General features: G+C 69.3%; 19 protein-coding genes. 5 read left to right on the plus strand and 14 right to left on the minus strand.

All coding sequences use genetic code 11. The annotated features are described in order from the left end of the window. Window positions 1-108 precede the first annotated feature (108 nt). Window positions 109-366 carry an Imm21 family immunity protein gene (locus tag ACFY3L_RS01780; protein WP_389317514.1) on the minus strand — a complete coding sequence of 86 codons (258 nt, stop codon included), beginning with the start codon at window positions 364-366 and terminating at the stop codon, window positions 109-111. 211 nt (window positions 367-577) lie between these two features. Here ACFY3L_RS01780 and ACFY3L_RS01785 point away from each other — a divergent pair, with 211 nt between their 5' ends. The 5 genes from ACFY3L_RS01785 (at window position 578) to ACFY3L_RS01805 (ending at window position 4,986) form a co-directional block, all read left to right on the plus strand. Next, on the plus strand, window positions 578-964 hold the full coding sequence (locus ACFY3L_RS01785) for a nuclear transport factor 2 family protein (RefSeq protein WP_389317517.1): 387 nt from the start codon (window positions 578-580) through the stop codon (window positions 962-964). 359 nt (window positions 965-1,323) lie between these two features. Then, complete coding sequence (locus tag ACFY3L_RS01790; RefSeq protein WP_389317519.1) at window positions 1,324-1,854, plus strand: hypothetical protein; 531 nt, start codon at window positions 1,324-1,326, stop codon at window positions 1,852-1,854. 1,142 nt (window positions 1,855-2,996) lie between these two features. Continuing rightward, window positions 2,997-3,446 (plus strand): GNAT family N-acetyltransferase, encoded by a 450-nt coding sequence (locus ACFY3L_RS01795; RefSeq protein WP_389317522.1) that lies wholly within the window; start codon window positions 2,997-2,999, stop codon window positions 3,444-3,446. A gap of 532 nt (window positions 3,447-3,978) precedes the next feature. Further along, window positions 3,979-4,554 carry a hypothetical protein gene (locus tag ACFY3L_RS01800; protein WP_389317525.1) on the plus strand — a complete coding sequence of 192 codons (576 nt, stop codon included), beginning with the start codon at window positions 3,979-3,981 and terminating at the stop codon, window positions 4,552-4,554. A gap of 135 nt (window positions 4,555-4,689) precedes the next feature. Continuing rightward, window positions 4,690-4,986, plus strand: coding sequence for a hypothetical protein (locus ACFY3L_RS01805; RefSeq protein ID WP_389317528.1), 297 nt, complete (start codon window positions 4,690-4,692; stop codon window positions 4,984-4,986). Between the two features lie 627 nt (window positions 4,987-5,613). Here the strand turns inward: ACFY3L_RS01805 and ACFY3L_RS01810 are convergent. From ACFY3L_RS01810 to ACFY3L_RS01870, 13 genes are all read right to left on the minus strand, one after another. Next, complete coding sequence (locus tag ACFY3L_RS01810) at window positions 5,614-6,576, minus strand: hypothetical protein (RefSeq protein ID WP_389317531.1); 963 nt, start codon at window positions 6,574-6,576, stop codon at window positions 5,614-5,616. A gap of 878 nt (window positions 6,577-7,454) precedes the next feature. Then, complete coding sequence (locus ACFY3L_RS01815) at window positions 7,455-7,982, minus strand: hypothetical protein (protein ID WP_389317533.1); 528 nt, start codon at window positions 7,980-7,982, stop codon at window positions 7,455-7,457. An 80-nt stretch (window positions 7,983-8,062) separates the two neighbouring features. Further along, window positions 8,063-8,692, minus strand: coding sequence for a response regulator (locus ACFY3L_RS01820; protein WP_389317536.1), 630 nt, complete (start codon window positions 8,690-8,692; stop codon window positions 8,063-8,065). After that, on the minus strand, window positions 8,689-9,948 hold the full coding sequence (locus ACFY3L_RS01825) for a sensor histidine kinase (protein WP_389317539.1): 1,260 nt from the start codon (window positions 9,946-9,948) through the stop codon (window positions 8,689-8,691). Before ACFY3L_RS01825 ends, ACFY3L_RS01820 begins: the two co-directional genes overlap by 4 nt. A 20-nt stretch (window positions 9,949-9,968) precedes the next feature. Then, on the minus strand, window positions 9,969-10,709 hold the full coding sequence (locus ACFY3L_RS01830; protein ID WP_389317542.1) for an ABC transporter permease: 741 nt from the start codon (window positions 10,707-10,709) through the stop codon (window positions 9,969-9,971). A gap of 1 nt (window position 10,710) precedes the next feature. Continuing rightward, window positions 10,711-11,640 carry an ABC transporter ATP-binding protein gene (locus ACFY3L_RS01835; protein ID WP_389317545.1) on the minus strand — a complete coding sequence of 310 codons (930 nt, stop codon included), beginning with the start codon at window positions 11,638-11,640 and terminating at the stop codon, window positions 10,711-10,713. 106 nt (window positions 11,641-11,746) lie between these two features. After that, entirely contained in the window at window positions 11,747-13,003 is a 1,257-nt protein-coding gene (locus tag ACFY3L_RS01840) for an iron-containing alcohol dehydrogenase (RefSeq protein WP_389317548.1), read from the minus strand. Window positions 13,004-13,057: 54 nt separating this feature from the next. Continuing rightward, window positions 13,058-14,518 (minus strand): NAD-dependent succinate-semialdehyde dehydrogenase, encoded by a 1,461-nt coding sequence (locus tag ACFY3L_RS01845; RefSeq protein ID WP_389317551.1) that lies wholly within the window; start codon window positions 14,516-14,518, stop codon window positions 13,058-13,060. Between the two features lie 113 nt (window positions 14,519-14,631). Continuing rightward, window positions 14,632-15,708, minus strand: a complete 1,077-nt coding sequence (locus ACFY3L_RS01850) for an ABC transporter ATP-binding protein (RefSeq protein WP_389317554.1) — start codon at window positions 15,706-15,708, stop codon at window positions 14,632-14,634. Then, window positions 15,708-16,775: an ABC transporter ATP-binding protein gene (locus ACFY3L_RS01855; RefSeq protein ID WP_389317557.1), complete on the minus strand. Its 1,068-nt coding sequence runs from the start codon at window positions 16,773-16,775 to the stop codon at window positions 15,708-15,710. The genes ACFY3L_RS01850 and ACFY3L_RS01855 overlap by 1 nt, the downstream gene beginning before the upstream one ends. Further along, window positions 16,775-17,686, minus strand: coding sequence for a carbohydrate ABC transporter permease (locus ACFY3L_RS01860; protein ID WP_389317560.1), 912 nt, complete (start codon window positions 17,684-17,686; stop codon window positions 16,775-16,777). The genes ACFY3L_RS01855 and ACFY3L_RS01860 overlap by 1 nt, the downstream gene beginning before the upstream one ends. Then, on the minus strand, window positions 17,686-18,648 hold the full coding sequence (locus ACFY3L_RS01865) for a carbohydrate ABC transporter permease (protein ID WP_389317563.1): 963 nt from the start codon (window positions 18,646-18,648) through the stop codon (window positions 17,686-17,688). The genes ACFY3L_RS01860 and ACFY3L_RS01865 overlap by 1 nt, the downstream gene beginning before the upstream one ends. Next, window positions 18,645-20,009, minus strand: coding sequence for an extracellular solute-binding protein (locus tag ACFY3L_RS01870; RefSeq protein WP_389317566.1), 1,365 nt, complete (start codon window positions 20,007-20,009; stop codon window positions 18,645-18,647). Before ACFY3L_RS01870 ends, ACFY3L_RS01865 begins: the two co-directional genes overlap by 4 nt. Window positions 20,010-20,026: the final 17 nt, after the last annotated feature.

Here is a 20,026-nt window from a genome sequence, read left to right on the forward strand (position 1 = left end):
GTCACACCGCGTGATGGGCCTACGCGCTCCGTCTGATCAGGTCTGCGTTCGTTGCCAGCCGGTCAAGTTCATGGCGTGGGTTGGAGCTGAACAAGGATCATCCAGTTGTCACCATCGGCGCGGTACGTCGCCCGGACCCGGTATGCGCTCGGCTCCAGATCGATGACGAGGTGGTTCTCCGGCTCCAGCTCTGATCCGGGCCGTAGTCCCCCAGTCCTCCACAGGTCCGTCCGTGCTGGCAGCGCCGGTCCAAAGCGACAGCGCCGATTGCGGAGCGACAAGCAGCGGTCCACCAGCTGACGAAACCCACGTGCACGGCAACGGCTCCACCTCCCGTATCGATCTTGTCAGACCGCGGCAATGCACGGCTGCCCGCCAAGCGGCGGTAGAACGTCATCAACGCCGGAGCCTCGACCGCACGATGCCGCAGCCAGGCGATCAGCGGGCACGGACGGTGACGGCCACCTCGGCAACAGCCGTGCGATGACAGCGGAAACGTGATCAGCAGAAACGGGTTGAGCATCACGGCTGTGGGAAAAGTGCCGCGACGACCAGCAACTGGAGGAGGCCCGAAGCCGTGATTGCCGACCAGCGGACCCGCGCTGCGATCGAGGAGCACTGGCGGGCGTCAGAGGCGGGCGAGCTCGCGGCGGAGCACGCCCTGTACGCCGAGGACGCGATCCTGGACTACCCCCAATCGGGCGAACGGTTCCGCAGCCGCACCACGATCGCCGCCCAGCGCGGCGCCAATCCCGCTGACCGTCACTTCACCGTGCTGCGTATCAGCGGCAGTGGCGACCTGTGGGTGAGCGAATGCGTCATCACCTATGACGGCGCGCCCACCTACTCGGTGAGCATCATGGAGTTCACCGACGGCCGGGTCGCGCACGAGACCCAGTACTTCGCGGTCCCCTTCCCGGCGCCGCAGTCCCGTGCAGGGTTCGCCGAGCGAATTTCGGCCTGACCACCACCCTGGCAACGCGTTGCGGTCAATGGAGCATGTATTCGTCCCGGGTCGCGCTGGACGGCCGGGTGTAGGGGGCCCGGTTCGGTCCGGATGTGGTCGATCACGAGGTCGTCGGCGCCTGCATGTCAAGTTCGGTAGTGAGATCGGCCAGTTCGGGGGCGCTGGCACGCGCGGACAGCCTGCCTGACTTGCTGACCCACACCCGGTCTGTGTTCCTGGGCGCCTGTCAACGCGCGCCCGGAACGAGTGATTCACCGCACGGCCAGCCACCGGTGCGCGTACCGCGCCACGGCAGGCAGACGAACGGCTCCGCTACGGGTGCTCACTGAGCGTGACGCACGTGTATACCTTTAGACATGCGCTGGTTGATGGGGATCTGGGGCACGTTCCTGGTGGTCGTGCTGGGGTTGGCGCTGTGGCAGACGTGGGAGGACGCCCACGGCGGCGAGGCCGTTGCCACCGCGCAGCGGGTCGAGCTGCAGCCGCTCACCGTCGGCTCGGTGACCGTCGATCAGCCGCCGCGGTACGCCGCGGTGTTCGTCCTGCCTGACGGCACCCGTTGTGAGGCCACCCCCACGAAGCTCTTCCCGGACCTCGACAACATCGCGGCCGGCGACACCGTCACCGTGCACTACTCGCGTTGGCTGCCATGCGACAACGTCCGGCGGGCCGACGAGTGGCATCCGACGCTGGCCGGGGTGCTCATCGTGGGTGTCGGCGTGCTGGTCGTCAGCGGGACGGTGTTCGCCGGGCTGATCAGGCGCGCGCGGGCCCGCGGCAACGACCCGGACGCCACGTCGGAGGACGACGGCCCAGGCTTCGAGACGGGACCGGAGGATCACGGGCCGGCCGGGTTCATGCGGAAGCTCCCGGGTTGGCACTCGTAGGGTCGGCCGGCGCCGATGTACACGAACATGTTGCCGCCGGGCTGTTCGCTGGCCTGGGCGAGCGCGGCGGACGGGCTTGGCCGTGCGCACCTTCCGGTGGTTGGCGGTCATCAGTTCGGTCGCGCCGTGGTTGACGGGAGGGCCGCCGCCGGCGGCGGCCATCGTCGAGCCGGACCACAGCAGGCCGCGGCCGTGCCCGGCGGGCCGGGTGGCCGGCCAGGAGCGGCGTGGTGGTCCCAGCGGTGGGCGGACTTGGTTGGACGACTGCGATGTGCTCGCCCATCGGCAGGTGGAGGCCGGACGGGACAGTCCGCAGCCCGACAGACTCCAACACAAGCGCGTGCCCGCGGTCGGTTGACCTTGCCGGATCGGCTCGCCGTCTCAGGGATTTGTCGGCGCGGCTTGCTCGCCGAGCTGTCGGATTCTTCAGCCTGTTGTTCGTGATCGTGATCCTGATCAGCGGCCGTTGACGGCAGCGCTGCCGTAGCGACGCGGTCGCAGCGAACGCTGCTGCCGCTACCAGCCTTCCAGCATGCCGTCGAACACCGCGCGTTCCGGGTCGGGCTGGGCCACGCCGGCCGGCATCACCAGGTGCACGGCACCCGGTAGATCGACCGAACGGCCTCCCGAACCCATGTTGCATCCAACGCAGCAATGTGGGGGCTGCTGACGTCCCGCCAGGTCACGCCCACCGAACGTATACCGTCAGTTGTGCTGAAACCGTTGCCGTGCAACAGTTTTTGAGAGACGACAGTGTTGCATCTGTTGCAATAGCGGCTTGTAGGTTCTCGTTGATCTTGTCGGTGGGAACCACTGCGACCTGCATGGACGGTGTGGCGTCTCATGGGTTTGTCGCTGCCTTCGTCTCACGTGAATGTCGCTTCCTTTGGACGCGCGCCTTTGTGCGCTTCTGCCTGGTCCGATATGACCGCTCGGCACCGACCTGCTGGGCAGTGTCATAGGGTGAGCTTCGTTGGCGGAGGTGGTGATTGGCAGGTGTGGCCGAGTGTCATCGCGTGTTCGGTGAGGCCCGTCGAGAAGCGGCATGCTGGGACGTCAGGAATGTGCGAGGAGTCCGACGTGTGATCCAGCTTCACGGATGCGTGTCGACCTGGAGCTCCGTGCCGGCCGGAGGAGGGTGTATGGCAGCGTCTGAGCCGCTGCTGGTGGTGCGAGAGGCCGGCGTGACCGACGCGGAGGCAATCGCAGACCTCGCGCTCGAATTGAGCTATCAGATCGACGCCTCGGATGTGCGCCACGGACAGGCGGGACTTGCGACCGGTCATGTGGTCTTCGTGGCGACGACATCGGAACGCGTCATTGGGTGGTTGCATGGGTTTCAGAGCACGAGCTTGCTGCACGGGGATCGCGTGGAGGTCGCCGGTTTGACGATCGCGAGCGATCACCAGGGGCATGGCGTGGGGACTGCACTTGTCGCGCGTCTGGAGCAGTGGGCTGTCGGGCGTGGTGTCGCGGCGGTGCGGGTGTTGTCGGGCAGTGAACGGTCCGCGGCGCATCGGTTCTACCTCGCTCGCGGCTATCGGAATCTGAAATCGGAGCAGGTGTTCATCAAGTCGCTTCGTATCGAATGAGCCTCGTTTGCCTGTTCGTCTACCGGCCGTGGTGCAGCGTTGGCAGTGCGACGCTCCGCTTAATTCGTAGGTTCCCGGTTCGGGTCCGAGGCGGCTCATCAGTTGACCTGCGGTTACGGCTCGTTCCGTCCGATGTGGACGATGGTTGCTCGCCGTGCACTTCTTCCCGCTCCCGCTCTTCCTTGATCCTTTCGGACGGTATGCGGTGGTTTGACCTGAGGTTTTCACGGTTCGTGGGTCGCTCCGGAGCGCCGAGTGTCGCGGATCGGGCGCCGTGGTCGCCGTACTCGTTGCGCCGCTTCTTGATCTGTTTCCGACGGCGCGGGCGGCGGCGAGGACGAGATTGGTGGTGGCCGCTTCGGCTCGACCGCCATCGTCGTTCTGTGTCTAATGTGACTTTCCGGCCTTATAGCAACGAGATCCCTAGGGGTCATCGCCCGAAGTAGCCTAAATGCCGGTTTTATCCCCCGCCGGTTGCGCCACTCTCAATTATCAGGCAACTAACGATTCCTAAAGTTCTTGCCATCGGGCTATGTTGCTTCTCAATGGCCACCGAACTCGGGGAGAAATGAAGGCTGGTAAGAGGTTCGCTGTTTCCGTTGCCGCAATGGCTGCGGGAATTCTCCTGTTGCCGTCGGCGGCGGAAGCCGCCAGCGGCAAAGAGGATGCGGTCGCGAAGGCGCCCACGGTGTCGATCGTGCCCGCAACGGCAACTGACATGCCGAAAGGGAAAACGGCATTCGGGCCGGATGCGGCGTCGCCGAGCGGCTCCATTGTGGCGGCGGACTGGGTCTGCACGGTATATGCGAGCGACATCTGGCAATCCGGAGACTGGGCGGAGGGCGAGGGCTCGCAGTGGTGCAGCGGCTCTGGCTGGGGCCCGCAGATGATCCGGACCCAGATCCAACGTGAACGGTGGTGGGGCTGGGAGACCGTCAAGACGGACACCTCGTCTTGGACTACTGCGTATTTCCTGACACTCCTGCCCGGGTATGACTGCGATGGCGACGGGACCTACACGTATCGCCTCGTGACGACGGGCTGGGCGGCGGGCGGTAGCCGTTCGCAAGATGTGCAGTCGTTGAACTACGTGAGATTCTCCTGCTGAGAAACGCACCGTTCGAACGGCAAGGCTGAGTGAGGAAATGCATGCCCCAGGTGCATTGCGGGCTGCATTTCCTCCTTGCCATTGACATCTCTCCAGTTTGGTCGGGACCGTCGCCGATCGGATACGATTAGTGCCATGGCGGACCTCGATCTCAGGCATGTCACTGCAGCCGTCCACGCGCGTGCGGCCGGGTGGGAGAATGCCGGCGTGCGCTGGAGTGTCACCATCGGATCGGAGATGGACAGGTCCGCGGCATCGATCACCTGCGAGACAAGCGGTGCCCTAGCCCACCTTACCGTCTGGGCCGACGGTGACGCCAAAATGAACGTCGTCAGCCGGCCCGGCAAGCTGTCCAGCCTGTTCTATTACCGCTTGGCGACCACCGACGATGTCGCACACTGCCTGGACGAACTTACCCAACACCTCCTTTAGCGGTGTGCTGATAGGAGCGGACGTAGGTGGTGTTGGTGTGGCGGAACAGCCGGTGGCGCCGTGGCGGTCAGCGCTGCGTCGCTGAGGTTACCGGGGCGTAGCGGTCGAGCAGTTGCTGGATCTCTGGTCTGCCGAGCAGTTCGAGGAGTTGCCGGCCGCGGCGGGTTCCTCTCGGCGATCTTGTCGGCGGCAGTCGGCTGACCTTGGCCGCGCCGAAGTGTCTCACCGGTTTGTCGGTCGTTTTTCTCATCGATCTGTCGTTGGACAGCTGCACACATGCGGATAGTCGGGTGAGCCGGTGACGGTGAACCGGATCCTCCCGCATAGGCAGCCGCTGGAGCGGGTCTGTGTATCGGTCGTGGTCTCGGGCATCAGTGCAGTTCCTCAGCGTTCGACAAGGTCGGATGGACTTGAGGTACTGCGCGATCTCGGAGTACGGCGCCCGGCGCACGGACGTCGAGCGGACTCCGGCTCCGGCAAGACGACGCTGGTCGAGGCGCTGCTCGCGGCGACCGGCACGATCGGCCGGCCGGGCGGGCGTTGCGGTCAGAGGGCGGAGCAGGAGCTCGGACGTCGCCGCGACGGGGGCACATGCGCTCCCGAGGACCCGGCTGCCGCCGGCCGTGATCAGCCCTCCTCCCGCTCGAGCTCCTCCAGCCACATCTGCGCGGATTCGTCGTTCCAACGGCCGCCAGGGTCGGCGACGATCCGCACCACCGCCAGGAGTTCCGTCTTCTCGGCCGCGGTGCGCTCGCCTGGGCGGTAGTAGATGGCCGCAAGCCCGTCCAGGATCGACGTGATGGACCAGGAGTTGTCGGCCGTTCGCGCCATCGCCAGCAGTTGCTCCCACGCGCCGGGCAGCATCAGCGCGCAGAACTGGACCGGGTCGCTGAGATAGTAGTGAGCGTCGGGACCGTTGAGCCTGGCCGCGGCCTGGATCAGGCTCTCCAGGACCTCCGGGGTGGTGCGGCCCATCCAGCCCAGGAGCGCGGCCGAGCGTCTGATGTCCTCGGCGTCACCGCCGCGCAACTGCGCGAGGGTCGCGGCGAACGCGTCCTCGTCGGGGCGCAGGAACTCGCACACGCCGCACGCGCACAGTTCCCGGGCGGCCTCGTAGGCGGCCCGCTCGTCTGCGGAGAGCTCCTCGATCGAGAGTCGCTCGTCGTCGCCGTAGAGGCCGTCGTCGACCTGCCAGAGCACGCCACGCAGCACGACGAACCGGTCACCGGCCGGCGCGGCCTCGCCCCGCTCGGGCCGCTCCTGCGTGATGGTCACACCCAGGTCGCGGGCTTTCACCCGCACATAGGGCCATTCGACGGCGACGGCGAGCCCGAACCAGTGCAGCCACGCGCTTGCCGACCGGTGGCAGACGCCGGTCAGGTCGGGAAACCACCAGTACGCGATCGTCTCCCCGGAATCCTGCGGGCTGCCGGCCGGGTCGGTGTGCTCCAGGTAGGAGCGCAGCTCGTCGTACTGCGGCCCAACCGTGTAGTTGCGCACGAAATTCTGGACAAGATTCCAGGTCGCCTCCCGGAACGCATCGACGTGCCCGTCACCGCTGACGCGGATCGCATAACCCACTGCTCCCATGGGCGGCCACAATAGCGATCTTGCGCAACCCCGGGGTCCGGCAAGCCTCGAGCCCAGGGCGCCGCCCCGCGTCCCGGTGGGTCATGATCTTTTCGCGGCACCGCCGCAAGGGCGGTGGGCAGCAGGGAATCGTGGAGTTCTGGGCCTGGTGGGCGACCGCGCGGCCACGGGTGGAGGCGGCCATCACGGCGCGGGACATCGAGCCGATCGCGCCGGAGATGAGCGCGGGTACGGGCCATCCATCCGGGGCTCGCCTGGGAGTTCTCCACCGCGCGCGAGGCCGGGAGCTGGGCGGGCGCGAGGCCGGGCACGCCCTGGTCATGTCCGCCGGCGGGCCGGCCAAGCTGCGCAGCCTGGCCGCGCGGTGGCGGGCGCCTGCGCAAGATCAACCAGCGCGCCGACGTCTGGAGGCGGACCTGCGCCGCACACGACGATGCACGGCAGACTTCCTGCTTCCGAACCCGTCATGCGACGGCGCCGATGGAAGTCGCGTATTCAAGCACCTGCCATTGCAGCGGACTGGGACAACGGCGGCAGGAGTTCGGCGACCAACTTACAGTAAGGCTGGTGACGACCGTAGGTCCCGCGTTGAGTGTGGCCGTGAACGGCGATGCGACAACGGCAACGAGACCAAACAGGATCGCGCGCCGATCCACGCCGTCGCCCTCCTCCGCTGTCCAGATGCCGGTGTGCGGTACGTCTTCAACGTAATGGTGACCGACAGGTGCTGCCGGTGGCGTTACCAACGGTGGCGCTGACAGGTTCGCCAGGGAGCCTCAGGCATCAAGCCGTCCATGCTGCAACCTGCTGATCTTGGCTGGCGCCACTGGACCAGGCTTCGGGAGACTCGCAACAGCTTTGCGAGCGGGCCACACGACTCAGGTGCTGATGCTCACGACGCCCGTGGCGAAGAAGGCTGCGGCGATCAGGAAGTACCGGTTGCCGGGGAGCAGGAGCCACAGCCGCACCCCGGTCGGGCCTTGCGGCCCGGGGTCGGCGAGCTGGGCCTTCCGGCCGCGCGGACGGTTGCGCTCGCTGCGCCGAGCACCCCGACCGGCGAGGACGGCTGCTCCGCCGTGCAGGAGGCCGGTGAGCATCGCGATGCCGAACGCCACCTGGATCGCGCCGGACGGCTTGTTCGCGTGGCCGGCCACCTGCTGCTCGACTGTGATCGAGACGATGCCCGCGACGAAGCACACGCCGGAGGTCAACGCCCAGGTGAGCGCCCGCACGCTGTGACTGATCCCCAGGTCGTCCCAGGTCGTTGCCGTATTTTGCAGGTCCTCGTCGATGGTGTCGGGGGTCTCGTCGAGCCAGCGGGCCAGCGGCCGGCGGAACGGCCGGCCGAGGTGCCGGCCCAGGTCGAGCGACATCGCCGTCGACCTGGGCCGCAGTTTCTTCGTCACTGGCCGAGGATACGAATCTTTGCCGCTGGATTCAGTACCTCGAGCAGCCGGTGCCGACCCGGTAGGCGCCCCACACGACACTATGAGACGAGGCCGCGGCGGAACGCTTCGGCGACCGCGCCGGCCCGGTCCCGTACGCCCAGCTTGTCGTAGATGTGCAGCAGGTGGGTCTTGATGCTCGCCTCGCTGATGAGCAGGCCGGCGGCCGCCTCGCGGTTGCTGGCGCCGTCGGCGATGAGCTTGAGCACCTGCAGCTCGCGCTGGCTCAGTGTGCCTGACACCGGGCGGCGGACCCGGTTCATCAGCCGCCCGGCCACTGCCGGCGCCAGCACGGACTCGCCCCGTGCGGCTGAGCGCACCGCGCGCAGCAGGTCCTCCACGGGGGCGTCCTTCAACAGGTATCCGGTGGCGCCGGCCTCGATCGCGGGCAGCACGTCGTGGTCGGTGTCGAATGTGGTGAGCACCAGTACCCGCACCTGCGGTGCCCGCTGTCGCAGCCGCCGGATCGCCTCGGCGCCGTCCACCACCGGCATGCGCAGGTCCATGAGCACGACGTCGGGCCGCAGTTCGACGGCCCGCTCGACCGCGGCGGCGCCGTCGCCGGCGACGCCGACGACCTCGAACTCGGCGGTGCCGGTGAACGCGCCCCGCAGCCCGTCGCGCACGATCGGATGGTCGTCGACGATGAGCAGGCGGATGGGGTGGGTCACGTCGGCCTCGTTTCCGGGGTCAGCGCCGGCACGGTGACGTTGAGCGTAGTCCCGTCGCCGGGCTCGCTCTCGACGGTGAGGGTGCCCTGCACGCGCTCCGCCCGCTGCCGTACGCCGTGCAGGCCGAAGCCGCTGCCGTCGGCGCCGCCGCCGGGCGGTACCGCCGCCGGATCGAAGCCGGCGCCGTCGTCGCGTACGTCGAGCATCACCACGTCGTCCAGGTAGGACAGCGTGACGGCCACCCGGCCGGCGCCGGCGTGCTTGGCCACGTTGGCCAGCGCCTCCTGCGCGGCGCGGAACAGCGTGACCTCGATCTCGGTGTGCAGGGTGCGCGCCTCCCCGGTGGTCTCCAGCTGTACCGGCACGCCGGAGGTCCGGGACCACCGTGCGGCGAGGTCGGCCAGGGCGTCGGGCAGCCGGGCGTCCTCCAACTCCCGCGGGCCGAGCGCGGCGACCGAGCGGCGGGCCGCGGCCAGGCTCTCCCGGGCCAGTGCGTGGACCTGGTCGACGTGGTGGCGCCACAGCCGCGGATCGTCGCGTACCCGCTCGGCGGCCTGCAGCTGCGTGATGATGCCGGTCAGTCCCTGGGCGAGGGTGTCGTGGATCTCGCGGGCCATCCGCTGCCGCTCGTGGTGGATGCCGGCCTCCCGGGCCTGCTCGAGCAGCTGCGCGTGCAGGCCGGCGTTCTCGGCGAGCGCGGTCCGCAGCTGCGCCACCGCCCGGTGACGCTGCTCGGTCTCGTCGCTGAAGCGGTACCCCAGGTAGCCGAACCAGCCGATGAGGAACGTCTGCAGGGCCACGATCAGCACCACCATCGTGGCCCACTCCGCGGTGTCGGGCACGCCGCCCGGCAGCACGTTGACCAGGCAGGAGGTCAGGAAGATGCTGACGAACGCCCACCGCGGCGGCAGCACCTCGTAGGCCTGCACGAGGCCGATGATGCCGAAGACGAAGAAGGCCGGTCGCCAGGACATCAGCACCGCCGCCAGGGCCAGCTGCACGCCGACGTACAGCAGCATCGGACCGGTCCGCTGCGTCCACGACGGCGGGCGCAGGGTGTACATGCCCAGCGCCCAGGCGGCGGTCACCGCGACCAGGGCGACGGTGACCAGCCGATCGCCCGCGCTCTGGCCGGGGCTCAGCAGGGCCAGCACCGCCGACACGCCGAGCAGGATGTACGGCAGCGGCACCAGCAGCCGCTGCAGGCGCAGCCGGGACGCTGGAGTCTCGGGCAGCTCGACCGGCACGCTCGTCATGGCCCCACCCCACCGCACATTCAGTCCCAGCGGAAGCACCGGATCGCGAGCAGCGCGGTGAGCACCGCGTACGCGGCCAGCACCGCGACGCCCTGGACGGACGGCCAGCCGCCGTCCGTGGTGTCGCGCAGCCCCTGCACCGCCGCGCCGAGCGGGGTGAAGTCGCTGACGCGGACCAGCGCGTCCGGCATCGCCTCGCGCGGCACCCACAGGCCGGCGAAGAACATCAGCGGGAAGAACAGCGCGGTGCCGATGCCGCTCGCCGCGCGGCTGGAAGGCGCCACCGCGCCGACGAACAGGCCCAGCCCGAACATCGCCGCCGCGGTGAGCAGGAGTACCAGTACGAGCCCGAGGACCTGCCCCGGCGGGTGCACGTCGAAGGCGAGACCGGCCACCGCGTACAGCACCAGCAGCGTGGCGACGGCGAGCAACGCCTGCACCGCGACCTGCGCGCCGAGCACCCGCCCGGGGCCAATCGGCGTCGTGGCCAGCCGGCGCAGCACGCCCTTCTCACGGTACTGCCCGAGAAACAGCGGCGTCACCAGCAGCGCCATGGCGGCCAGACCCATGATCGCGATGACCGGCACGTACAGGTCGATGACCCGCAAACCGTCCAGCGCCGGATCCGGGCGGCGGAACGGCGGTACGTTACCCAACGCCACGAGCAGCACCACGGGGAAGGCCGTGCACCAGACGTAGGCGCTCGGTTCACGCAGGAACAACCGCAGCTCCGCCACGGCCAATCGGTACAGTGCCGGCACCTCAGGCTCCCCGCTCATCCGGTTGCGTCCCGGCCCGGCGCCCGGTCAGCGCCAGGAATGCGTCGTCCAGACCGGACTGGTCCACCCGCAGGTCGGCGGCGATGATCTGGTTGCGCGCCAGCACGGCGGTCACGGCGTGCACCAGGTTGCCGGTGCCGGTCACGATCACCTGCGTGCCCTGCCGGGTCACGCCGGTGACCTCGGGCAGCTCGGTGAGCAGCCGGTCGTCCAGCGGGCTCGCCGGGCGGAACCGCATCCGCTGCGGAGCGTCCACTCTGGACACCAGCCCGGCGGGGGAGTCGAGCGCGACAACCCGGCCGGCGTCGATGAGCGCCACCCGGTCGCACAGCCGCTCCGCCTCGTCCATGAAGTGGGTGACGAGCACGACCGTCACGCCGCGCGAGCGGACCTGCTCGACCACCTCCCAGGCGTCGCGGCGCGCCTGCGGGTCCAGGCCGGTCGTCAGCTCGTCGAGCACCGCCACCCGCGGGTTGCCGACCAGCGCGAGCGCGATCGACACCCGCTGCTTCTGCCCGCCGGAGAGCTTGCCGAACCGGGTGCGCCGCTGCTCGGACAGGCCCAGGTCGGACAGCAGCGCCCGCCAGTCGGCCGGGTCGCGGTAGAAGCTCGAGTACAGCCGCAACGCCTCGGCGACGGTGATCCGGTCCGGCAGGTGACTCTCCTGCAGCTGCATGCCCAGCCGGTGCCGCAGCTCGCCCCCGTCGCGGTGCGGGTCCAGCCCCAGCACGCTGATCGTGCCGCCGTCGGGCCGCCGCAGGCCGGCGATGCACTCGACCGTGGTGGTCTTGCCCGCACCGTTCGGGCCGAGGATCCCGAAGATCTCACCCTCCCGCACGGCGAACGAGACGCCGTCGACCACGTCCCGCTCACCGTACCGCTTCCGCAGATCGGTGACTGTGATGATGTCCACGCCGTCCAGCCTGCGCGGCCGCGCGCCGCAGCGGATCGACCGCGCGACACGTCGATCGGTGAGCCACCGGATCAACCGATCAGTGGATGCGATCAACCGTCCGGCTTCAATGATCGCGTCCCGGACCGGCCTGGTGCCGCTGTGGCCGCCTGCAACGGGTCCGGTCCCCGAGCCAGGCCGCTTCGAGGATCGCGGTGAGGCTGGCGGTGTCGGTCGGGCCTGGGTGGTTCTGCATCAAGCGGGTGATGCCGCCGGCCGTCTCCGCGAAGCGTGGGAGGTCGGCGCGTGCCACCCCGATGTCCGCCAAGGTGGCAGGAATGCCGATGTCGGCGAGGAGCCCGTCGAGCCAGGTGAGGAACGCGTCTGCGCCCTCGGCATCCGAGGCGTCGGTCACGTCGAGCCCGCACACGCCGGCGAGGATGGTCAGCCGGTCGTCGATGGCGTCCCTGGCCGCGTCCAGCGCGTAGGGCAGCAGCAGCCCGACGCCCAGGCCGTGCGGCGTGTGGGTGGCCGCGCCGATGAGGTACTGGAATGCGTGCGGGGCCGCGTTGCCGGCGTGGGAGAAGGCGATCCCGGCGAGCATGGACCCGTAGGACATGTCTGCGCGCGCGTCCGTGTCGCCTCCGTCCCTGACGGCGCGGCGCAGGCTGCGGGCGATCCGCTCCGCGGCCAGCAGCGCGTAGTGGTCGGTGACCGGGTTGCGGCCGAGGAAGACCTGCTCCACCGGGTCGCGCGGGCTGTGGGCACGGGGCCGCGCGGTGAAGCTCTCCACCGCGTGGCAGAACGCGTCGATGCCGGAGTGGGCGGTGACGGTCGCGGGGCAGGTGTAGGTGAGTTCGGGGTCCACGATGGCGAAGTCGGGCACGATGTGGACGCTGGAGACACCCACCTTCAGCGCGCGGTCAGGGTCGGTCAGCACCGAGACCGGCGTGAGCTCCGAGCCGGTGCCTGACGTGGTCGGGACCGCGACGAGAGGAATCGTCGGCCCCGGCACCTTCGACTCGCCGTAGAAGTCGCGTGGTGTGCCGCCGTGGCGCCGGATGACGCCGACGATCTTGGCGAGGTCGATCACCGTACCGCCGCCGATGGCGAGGATGACGTCGGCGTCCACCTCCGCGGCGACCGATACGGCCAGGGCGACGTCGGTGAGTGGCACGTCCGGGGTCGCGTCGGCGAACACCGCGACGGCCTTGGCCTTCTCCCGTACGGCGGCCACGATCTCGGCGACGCCCGGCTGTCCCAGAAGAGTCCGGTCGGTCACGACGAGGACCCGGGAGCCGCACTCGGCCACCACGCGTGGGATGTTCTGCGCGACCCCTTCGCCCACGATCAGCTGGCGTGGTCCGCGGACGGTCTCAAGCATGTCAGGGCCTCTCTGGAACGTCGGCGGCGATGTGCTGGGCGGGCGGCGAGCTGGTCACGGCAGGTCGATCGCCGCGTAGGTGACGTCGAGGTACTCGCGGATGCCCTCGTGCGAGCCCTCCTTGCCGATCCCGGACTGCTTCACGCCCCCGAACGGAGCTGACGGGTCCGAGATCAGGCCACGGTTGATGCCGAGCATCCCCGTCTGCAGCCCTTCGGTGAACCGCAGCGCCCGTTGGAGGTCCCGGGTGAAGACGTATCCGACCAGGCCGTACTCGGTGTCGTTGGCCTTGGCCAGCACCTCGTCGTCGGACGTGAACGACATGATCGGCGCCACCGGGCCGAAGATCTCCGCCTGCAGCATCCGCGCGTCGTCGGGCACGTCGACGAGGACCGTCGGCGGGTAGAAGTGGCCCGGTCCGTCCGGGCGCTCGCCGCCCACCAGGACGCGGGCGCCGCGGTCGACCGCGTCGGCGACGAGCTCGTCGATCTTGGTGACCGACGGCTCGTCGATCAGCGCCCCGACGTCCACGCCGTCGTCGAGGCCGTGGCCCACCGAGAGCGCGGCCATCCGCTCGGCGAAGCGCGCCGCGAACTCCTCGTGCACCGGCTCCTCGACGTAGATCCGGTTGGCGGCGATGCAGGACTCCCCGATGTTGCGCATCTTGGCCACCATGGCGCCGTCGACTGCGACGTCCAGGTCCGCGTCGGCGCACACGATCAGGGCCGCGTTGCCGCCCAGTTCCATGGAGGTGCGCAGCACGTTGTCCGCCGCCTGGCGGAGCAGCACGCGCCCGACCTCGGTCGACCCGGTGAACGAGAGTTTGCGGGTCCGGCGGTCTGCCAGCAGCGCTGAGACGACCGCGCCGGCACGCTTGGTGGTGACCACGTTGACGACGCCCGGGGGAACGCCGACCTCCTCCATGATGCGGGCCAGCAACAGCATGGTGAGTGGTGTCTGGGCGGCCGGCTTGGTGATCGTCGTGCAGCCCGCCGCCAGCGCGGGAGCGATCTTTCGGGCACCCATGGCCAACGGGAAGTTCCAGGGCGTCACGAAGACGCACGGCCCGACCGGCTTCGGCACGGTGAGGATGCGGTACCCGCCGACCGGAGCGGTGTTGTAGCGCCCCTCGACGCGTACCGCCTCCTCGGCGAACCAGCGGAAGAACTCGGCGCCGTAGGCCACCTCCCCGCGGGCCTCGGCGAGCGTCTTGCCCATCTCGAGCGTGATCAGCCGGGCGACCTCCTCGGATCGTTCGGTCAGTGCCCGGTACGTCGCGGTCAGCAGCTCCGATCGTTTTCGCGGCGGGGTCGCCGCCCACTGCGCCATCGCCGTGCTCGCCGCGTCCAGAGCGGCGAGCCCGTCGGCGACGCCGGCGTCCGCCACTTCGGCGATGGTCTTGCCGGTGGCCGGGTCCTCGACGGCGAAGGTGGCTCCGCCGGCGGCGTCGCGCCAGGCGTCGCCGATCCGGAGCCGCCGGTGCTCGGGGGCCAGGACGTCCATCGGGTCACGCATTGGGGGTCGCCTCCTGTGACGTTCGTGGTGATGGGCAGCGTGAGCTCAGCAGGTCGCGCCATGCGCGTTGAGGAACGGCACACCGGTGACGGTCCGCCGGGGGCGCTACGCGGCTACCTGCCGGCCTCGGGCAGCGCCAGCCCGGTGTCGGCGTCGAACAGGTGCGCACGGTCCAGGTCGACCGTGACGCGCAGCCGCTCGCCCGGCGTGCCGGTGACGGTGGGCCGGGCCTTGACCTTGAGCATCTCCGTCCCCACCCGGACGTCGACCACGGTCCGGTCGCCGAGCGGTTCGAGCCCGTAGAGCTCACCCTCCAGTGACGCGTCCCCGCGCTGCTCGACGGACAGGTCCTCGGCGCGTACGCCCAGCAACAGCTGACGACCGTCCTCGGCCGTGGTCCAGCGGGGCCGCGGCAGGGTCCAGCCTGCCGCCCCGACCAGGCGGTCTCCCTCGGCGTGGCAGGCGAGCAGGCTGATCCGGGGGCTCCCGACGAAGCCCGCGACCCACTGGTTGGCCGGCCGCTCGTACACCTCGGTCGGCGTCCCGACCTGTTGCACCGTGCCCTCCTTGAGGACCGCGACCTGGTCGGCCATGGACAGGGCCTCGACCTGGTCGTTGGTCACGTAGACGAACGTCGCCCCGAGGCTGCGGTGGATGCGGGTGAGCTCGGTGCGCATCTCGACGCGGAGCTTGAGGTCGAGGTTCGTCAGCGGCTCGTCCATGAGGAACGCGCGGGGGCGGCGGACCAGCGCCCGGGCGAGGGCGACCCGCTGCATCTCGCCGCCGGACAGTTGAGCGGGACGGCGCCGCAGCAGCCGTTCGATGTGCAGCAGTTTCGCCACCTGCTCGACGGCGGCGGCGATCTCGCCGGCTGTCTGGCGGCGTGCCCGCAACGGTGAGGCGATGTTCTCGTACACCGTGTGCCGTGGGTAGAGGGCGTAGCTCTGGAAGACCATGGCCAGGTCGCGTGCGGCCGGTTCGTCGCCGGTCGCGTCCCTGCCGTCCAGGTGGACCGATCCGGCGTCGAGCTTGTCCAGGCCGGCGATCGCTCGCAGGGTGGTCGTCTTGCCTGCCCCGGAGGGCCCGAGCACGACGAAGAACGAGCCGTCGGGGACGTCCAGTGTCACCCCGTCCAGGGCCTGGACCTCACCGAAGGACTTGCGCAGCCCGTGTACTGCCACGGTTCCCATCAGGCCACCAGCTCTTCCGTGCTCACGTCGTAGACCGTCGGGGTGCCGCCGGAGTGCCGCAGCCCGACCGGTGCGTCAACGGCGAAACGGATCGTCGGTGGCATCCGGACGCGGACGTCGCGCCGGCCGCCGTGGTCGATCACGTAGATGATCTCGTCGCCCAGCCCTTCCGCCGCGACGACCCGGGCCGGGACGGAACGTTCCGCCCCTGGTGCGGTGACTTCGAGCGCCTCCGGCCGGACGCCTGCGATGAGGCCGCGGTCGCGCGGCATGCCCGGCGGTGGCGCGAAGTCGAGCCCGCCCTGGCTGCGCAGCTTCCCGTCGGCCACCTCCACCTCGATGAGGTTCATCGGCGGGGAGCCGATGAACGCGGCGCAGAACAGGCTCGCGGGACGGTCGTAGACCTCCAGCGGTGTGCCGATCTGCTCGACGCGGCCCTTGTTGAGGATGGCGATCCGGTGACCGAGCGACATCGCCTCGACCTGGTCGTGGGTGACGTAGACCATCGTCGTGCCGAGCTGCCCCTGCAGGTGTTTGATCTCCGTGCGCATGTCCGCTCGCAGTTCCGCGTCCAGGTTGGTGAGCGGTTCGTCCATGAGGAATGCGCGCGGTCGCCGTACGAGGGCACGAGCGAGCGCGACGCGCTGCTGCTCCCCGCCGGACAGCCGGCGCGGCCGCCGGTCCATGAGCGGGCCGAGCCGCATCAGCCTGGCGGCCTCGTCGACCCGCTTGCGGACCTCCGGCTCGGGCAGTCCCTCGGCCCGCAGCGGGAACGCCAGGTTGTCGCGGGTCCGCAGATGCGGGTAGAGCGCGTAGAACTGGAACACCATGGCGATGTCGCGCTCGGCGGGCGGCAGGTCGTTGACCAGTGTGTTGCCGATGCGGATGTCGCCGGTCGTCTGCCGCTCCAGGCCGGCGATGGCCCGCAGCGTGGTCGTCTTGCCGCAGCCGGAAGGGCCGAGCATCACGAACAGCTCGCCGTCGCCGATGGACAGGTCCACGTGCTCGACCGCGACCGTCCCGTCCGGGTAGCGCTTGTGCAGCGCGGTCACCTCGATGCCGGCCATCAGCGTCGCACCGCCCCGAGCGTCACGCCGGCGATGAGGTGCTTGCGCACCAGGTAGGCGAAGACGAGCACCGGCAGGGCGAACACCACGGAGGCGGCGGCCACGAGACCCCAGTCCACGGTGGTGCCCCCGATGAGGCCGGCGATGGCGGGCGGGGCGGTCCGCACGTCGTCGCTGGAGGTGAGGAAGATGGCGAACACGAACTCGTTCCAGGAGAAGATGAGGGCGAAGACCGCCGTCGCGGCGATGCCGGGCACGAGCAGGGGGAGGGTGAACTTCCGGAACGCCTGCAGGCGGGTGTAGCCGTCGAGCATGGCGGCGTCCTCGTACTCGGCGGGGACCTCGTCGACGAACCCCTTCATCATCCAGATCGTGAACGGGACGTTGAACGCGGTGTAGATGAGGATCAGGCCGAGCTGGGTGTTGATGAGCCCGACCTGGCGGTACATGAGGAAGATCGGGATCACGACCACCACGGGCGGCATGAAGCGGGTGGACAGGATGAAGAACAGCTGGTCCTTCTTGGCCTTCATGGCGAAGCGTGAGTAAGCCCAGGCCGCCGGGACACCCAGCACGGTGGCCAGCACCGTGGAGACCCCGGCGACCACGACGGAGTTGAGGAACGCTGCCGACAGGCCCGAGCGGCCGTTGCCGGAGGAGACGAACACGTCCTTGAAATGGCCGATGGTGACGGTGAAGTCGAAGAACTTGGCCGGCACGGCGTAGACGTCCCGGTTCTGCTTGATCGACGTCTCGATCATCCACAGCACCGGGAAGAGCATGACGACGGCCAGTGCGGCCAGCAGCACGACCTCCACCACGGCACGGCCCCGGCCGCCGAAGCGGCGCGTGGGCGGCGGGTGGTCCTGGACCGGACCGGTGGACACGGCGTCGTCGACGGAGATCGCCATCAGTCCTCCTTGAGCTTGTTCAGGTAGCGCAGGTAGAGCTGCGTGAGGACGATGACGACGAGGACCATGAGGATCCCGTACGCCGACGCGGTTCCGGTGTTGAAGCCCAGGAACGCGACCTTGTAGACGTGGAACGACAACGTCTCGGTCGACACCCCCGGACCTCCGCTGGTGAGGATGTAGACGAGGTCGAACTGCCGGAACGCCTCGATGGCCCGGAACAGCACGGCGATGAGCAGCAGCGGCCACACCAGCGGCAGCGTGATGGTGCGGAACCGGAACCACTCGGACGCCCGGTCGATCGAGGCGGCCTCGTACAGGTACTTGGGGACCGCGGTGAGCCCCGCGAGCGCGATCAGCATGATGAACGGCGTCCACTGCCAGGTGTCGACCACGATCAGGGAGAGCAGCGCCGTGCGCTGCCGGGTGAGCCACTCCACCTGCTCCAGGCCGAGCGAGCCGAGCATGCTGTTGACCACGCCGAACTGCGCGTCGAGCATGAACCGCCAGAACAGCCCGACCACGACCGGCGACAGCATCATCGGCACCAGGAACAGCGTGGTCAGCAGCCCCCGGCCGCAGGTGCGCCGGGAGATCAGGTAGGCGATCGCGAAGCCGAGCACGGTCTGGAGGGCGACCGCGCCGACGACGAAGATCAGCGTCGTCAGGGTCCGCTGGTGCACCTGCGCCGACGTCAGGATGGCGGTGTAGTTGCCGAACCCGATGAACTCGGCGGGCCCGCCGCGGGTGGCCGAGTAGTCGGTGAACGACAGGTACAGCGTCCACAGCAGCGGAAACACCGACATGGCGAGCAGCAGCAGCAACGCGGGGGCGGTGAAGACCACGGCGAGCCCGCGGTCGCTCAGCCGGCGCGGCCGGCGCCGGGGCCGGCCCAGGGCAGGCGCCGTCGCGGACGCCGCCTGCCCGGAGTCGTCGGTCTTCAGCGGGACGGGGTCACTCACAGCCCGCCGCCGCCCTTGCGGTTGCTCGAGTCGAGCACCTTCTGCTGCTCCTTGGCGATGTCGTTGAGCGCGTCCTTCGGCTGCTTCGCGCCGTTGAGCGCCGCGTTCACGTTGGTGTTCTCGATGTCGACGAGGCGCGCGTACTCGGGCACGTTCCACATGTCCCGCATCCGCGGCACCGAGTCCGCGTACACCTGGTTGAACGGCGAGGCGTTGAGGAACTCGGGCGACTGCAGCGCGTCCGTGCGCGCCGGCACGCCGCCGGCCGCGGCCCACTTCTTCTGGATGTCTGCCTGCTCGAACCACTTCATGAAGTTCAGGGCCTCCGCCTGGTTCGGCTTGGCGGAGTAGGCCGAGATGTGCATCCCCATGCCGCCGAGCGGCACCAGGTTCGTCTTCTGCGCCGGCAGGGTGGCGAAGCCGAGCTTGGTGAGGATCTGCTCCCGCGTGGTGCCGAGCGTCGACTGCTTCGGGTCGAGCAGGCCACCGCTCGCGGCGATCCACTGGAACGCGATGCAGGCCTTGCCCTGGGCGACCGACGCGTTCACCTCGTCGATGAACCAGTTGCCGGATCCCTTGGCGGTCAACGGCTTCATCTTGTTGACCAGGACGTCCATCGCCTCCTGCCCGGCCTGGTCGTTGAGGACGCCGTCGATCTTGCGGTCCTTGGCGTTCCAGAGGTTGCCGCCGTAGACGCCGTTGACCGTGTTGTAGGTGACGGCCGCGGCGTCGGAGCCGTTGGCCTGGTGGAACGCCAGCCCGCTGACGCCGGGGTTGTCCGCCTGGCACTTCTCGGCGGCCGAGATCATCTGGTCCCAGGTCTGCGGCGGCTTGTCGCCGATGAGGTCCTTGCGGTAGATCATCGTCCACGTGTCGCCGAGCAGCGGCAGGCCGTACAGGCTGGCGTTCTCGTCGCGCTTGCCGGTCTCCGCCTGGGGGAACTGGCCGTAGGCCGCCAGCAGGTACGGGTTGTAGGCCTTGACGTCGATGTTCTTGTTGACGAAGTCGGTGATGTCGAGGATGTTGCCGTTCGTCACGGCCTCGCCGATGTGTTGCGAGTCCAGGATCGCGATGTCGAAGTCGGTCTTGCGCGCGGCGAACTGGGTGAACATCGCGTCGTGCCAGTTTGCGTTCGGTACGGTGTTGACCTTGATGGTGACGTTCGGCCGTTCCTTCTTGTACTCCGCGTTCGCGAAGTCCTCCAGTGCGTGGGCGGGCGGCCAGTCGAACCAGATGAAGCTGAGGGTCAGCGGGTCCTGGGTGAGCGCCGGGATGCTCGCCGGCGCCTTGGGGGCGCCCGCCTTCGCGTCGTCGTCCTGGCCGCCGCACGCCGCCACGGTCGTGGCCAGCAGTAAGGCCACCGCCGCGAGCTGCGCCT

The organism is Dactylosporangium sp. NPDC000521, from assembly GCF_042898305.1.
In the GTDB taxonomy this organism is placed as follows: Bacteria; Actinomycetota; Actinomycetes; order Mycobacteriales; family Micromonosporaceae; genus Dactylosporangium.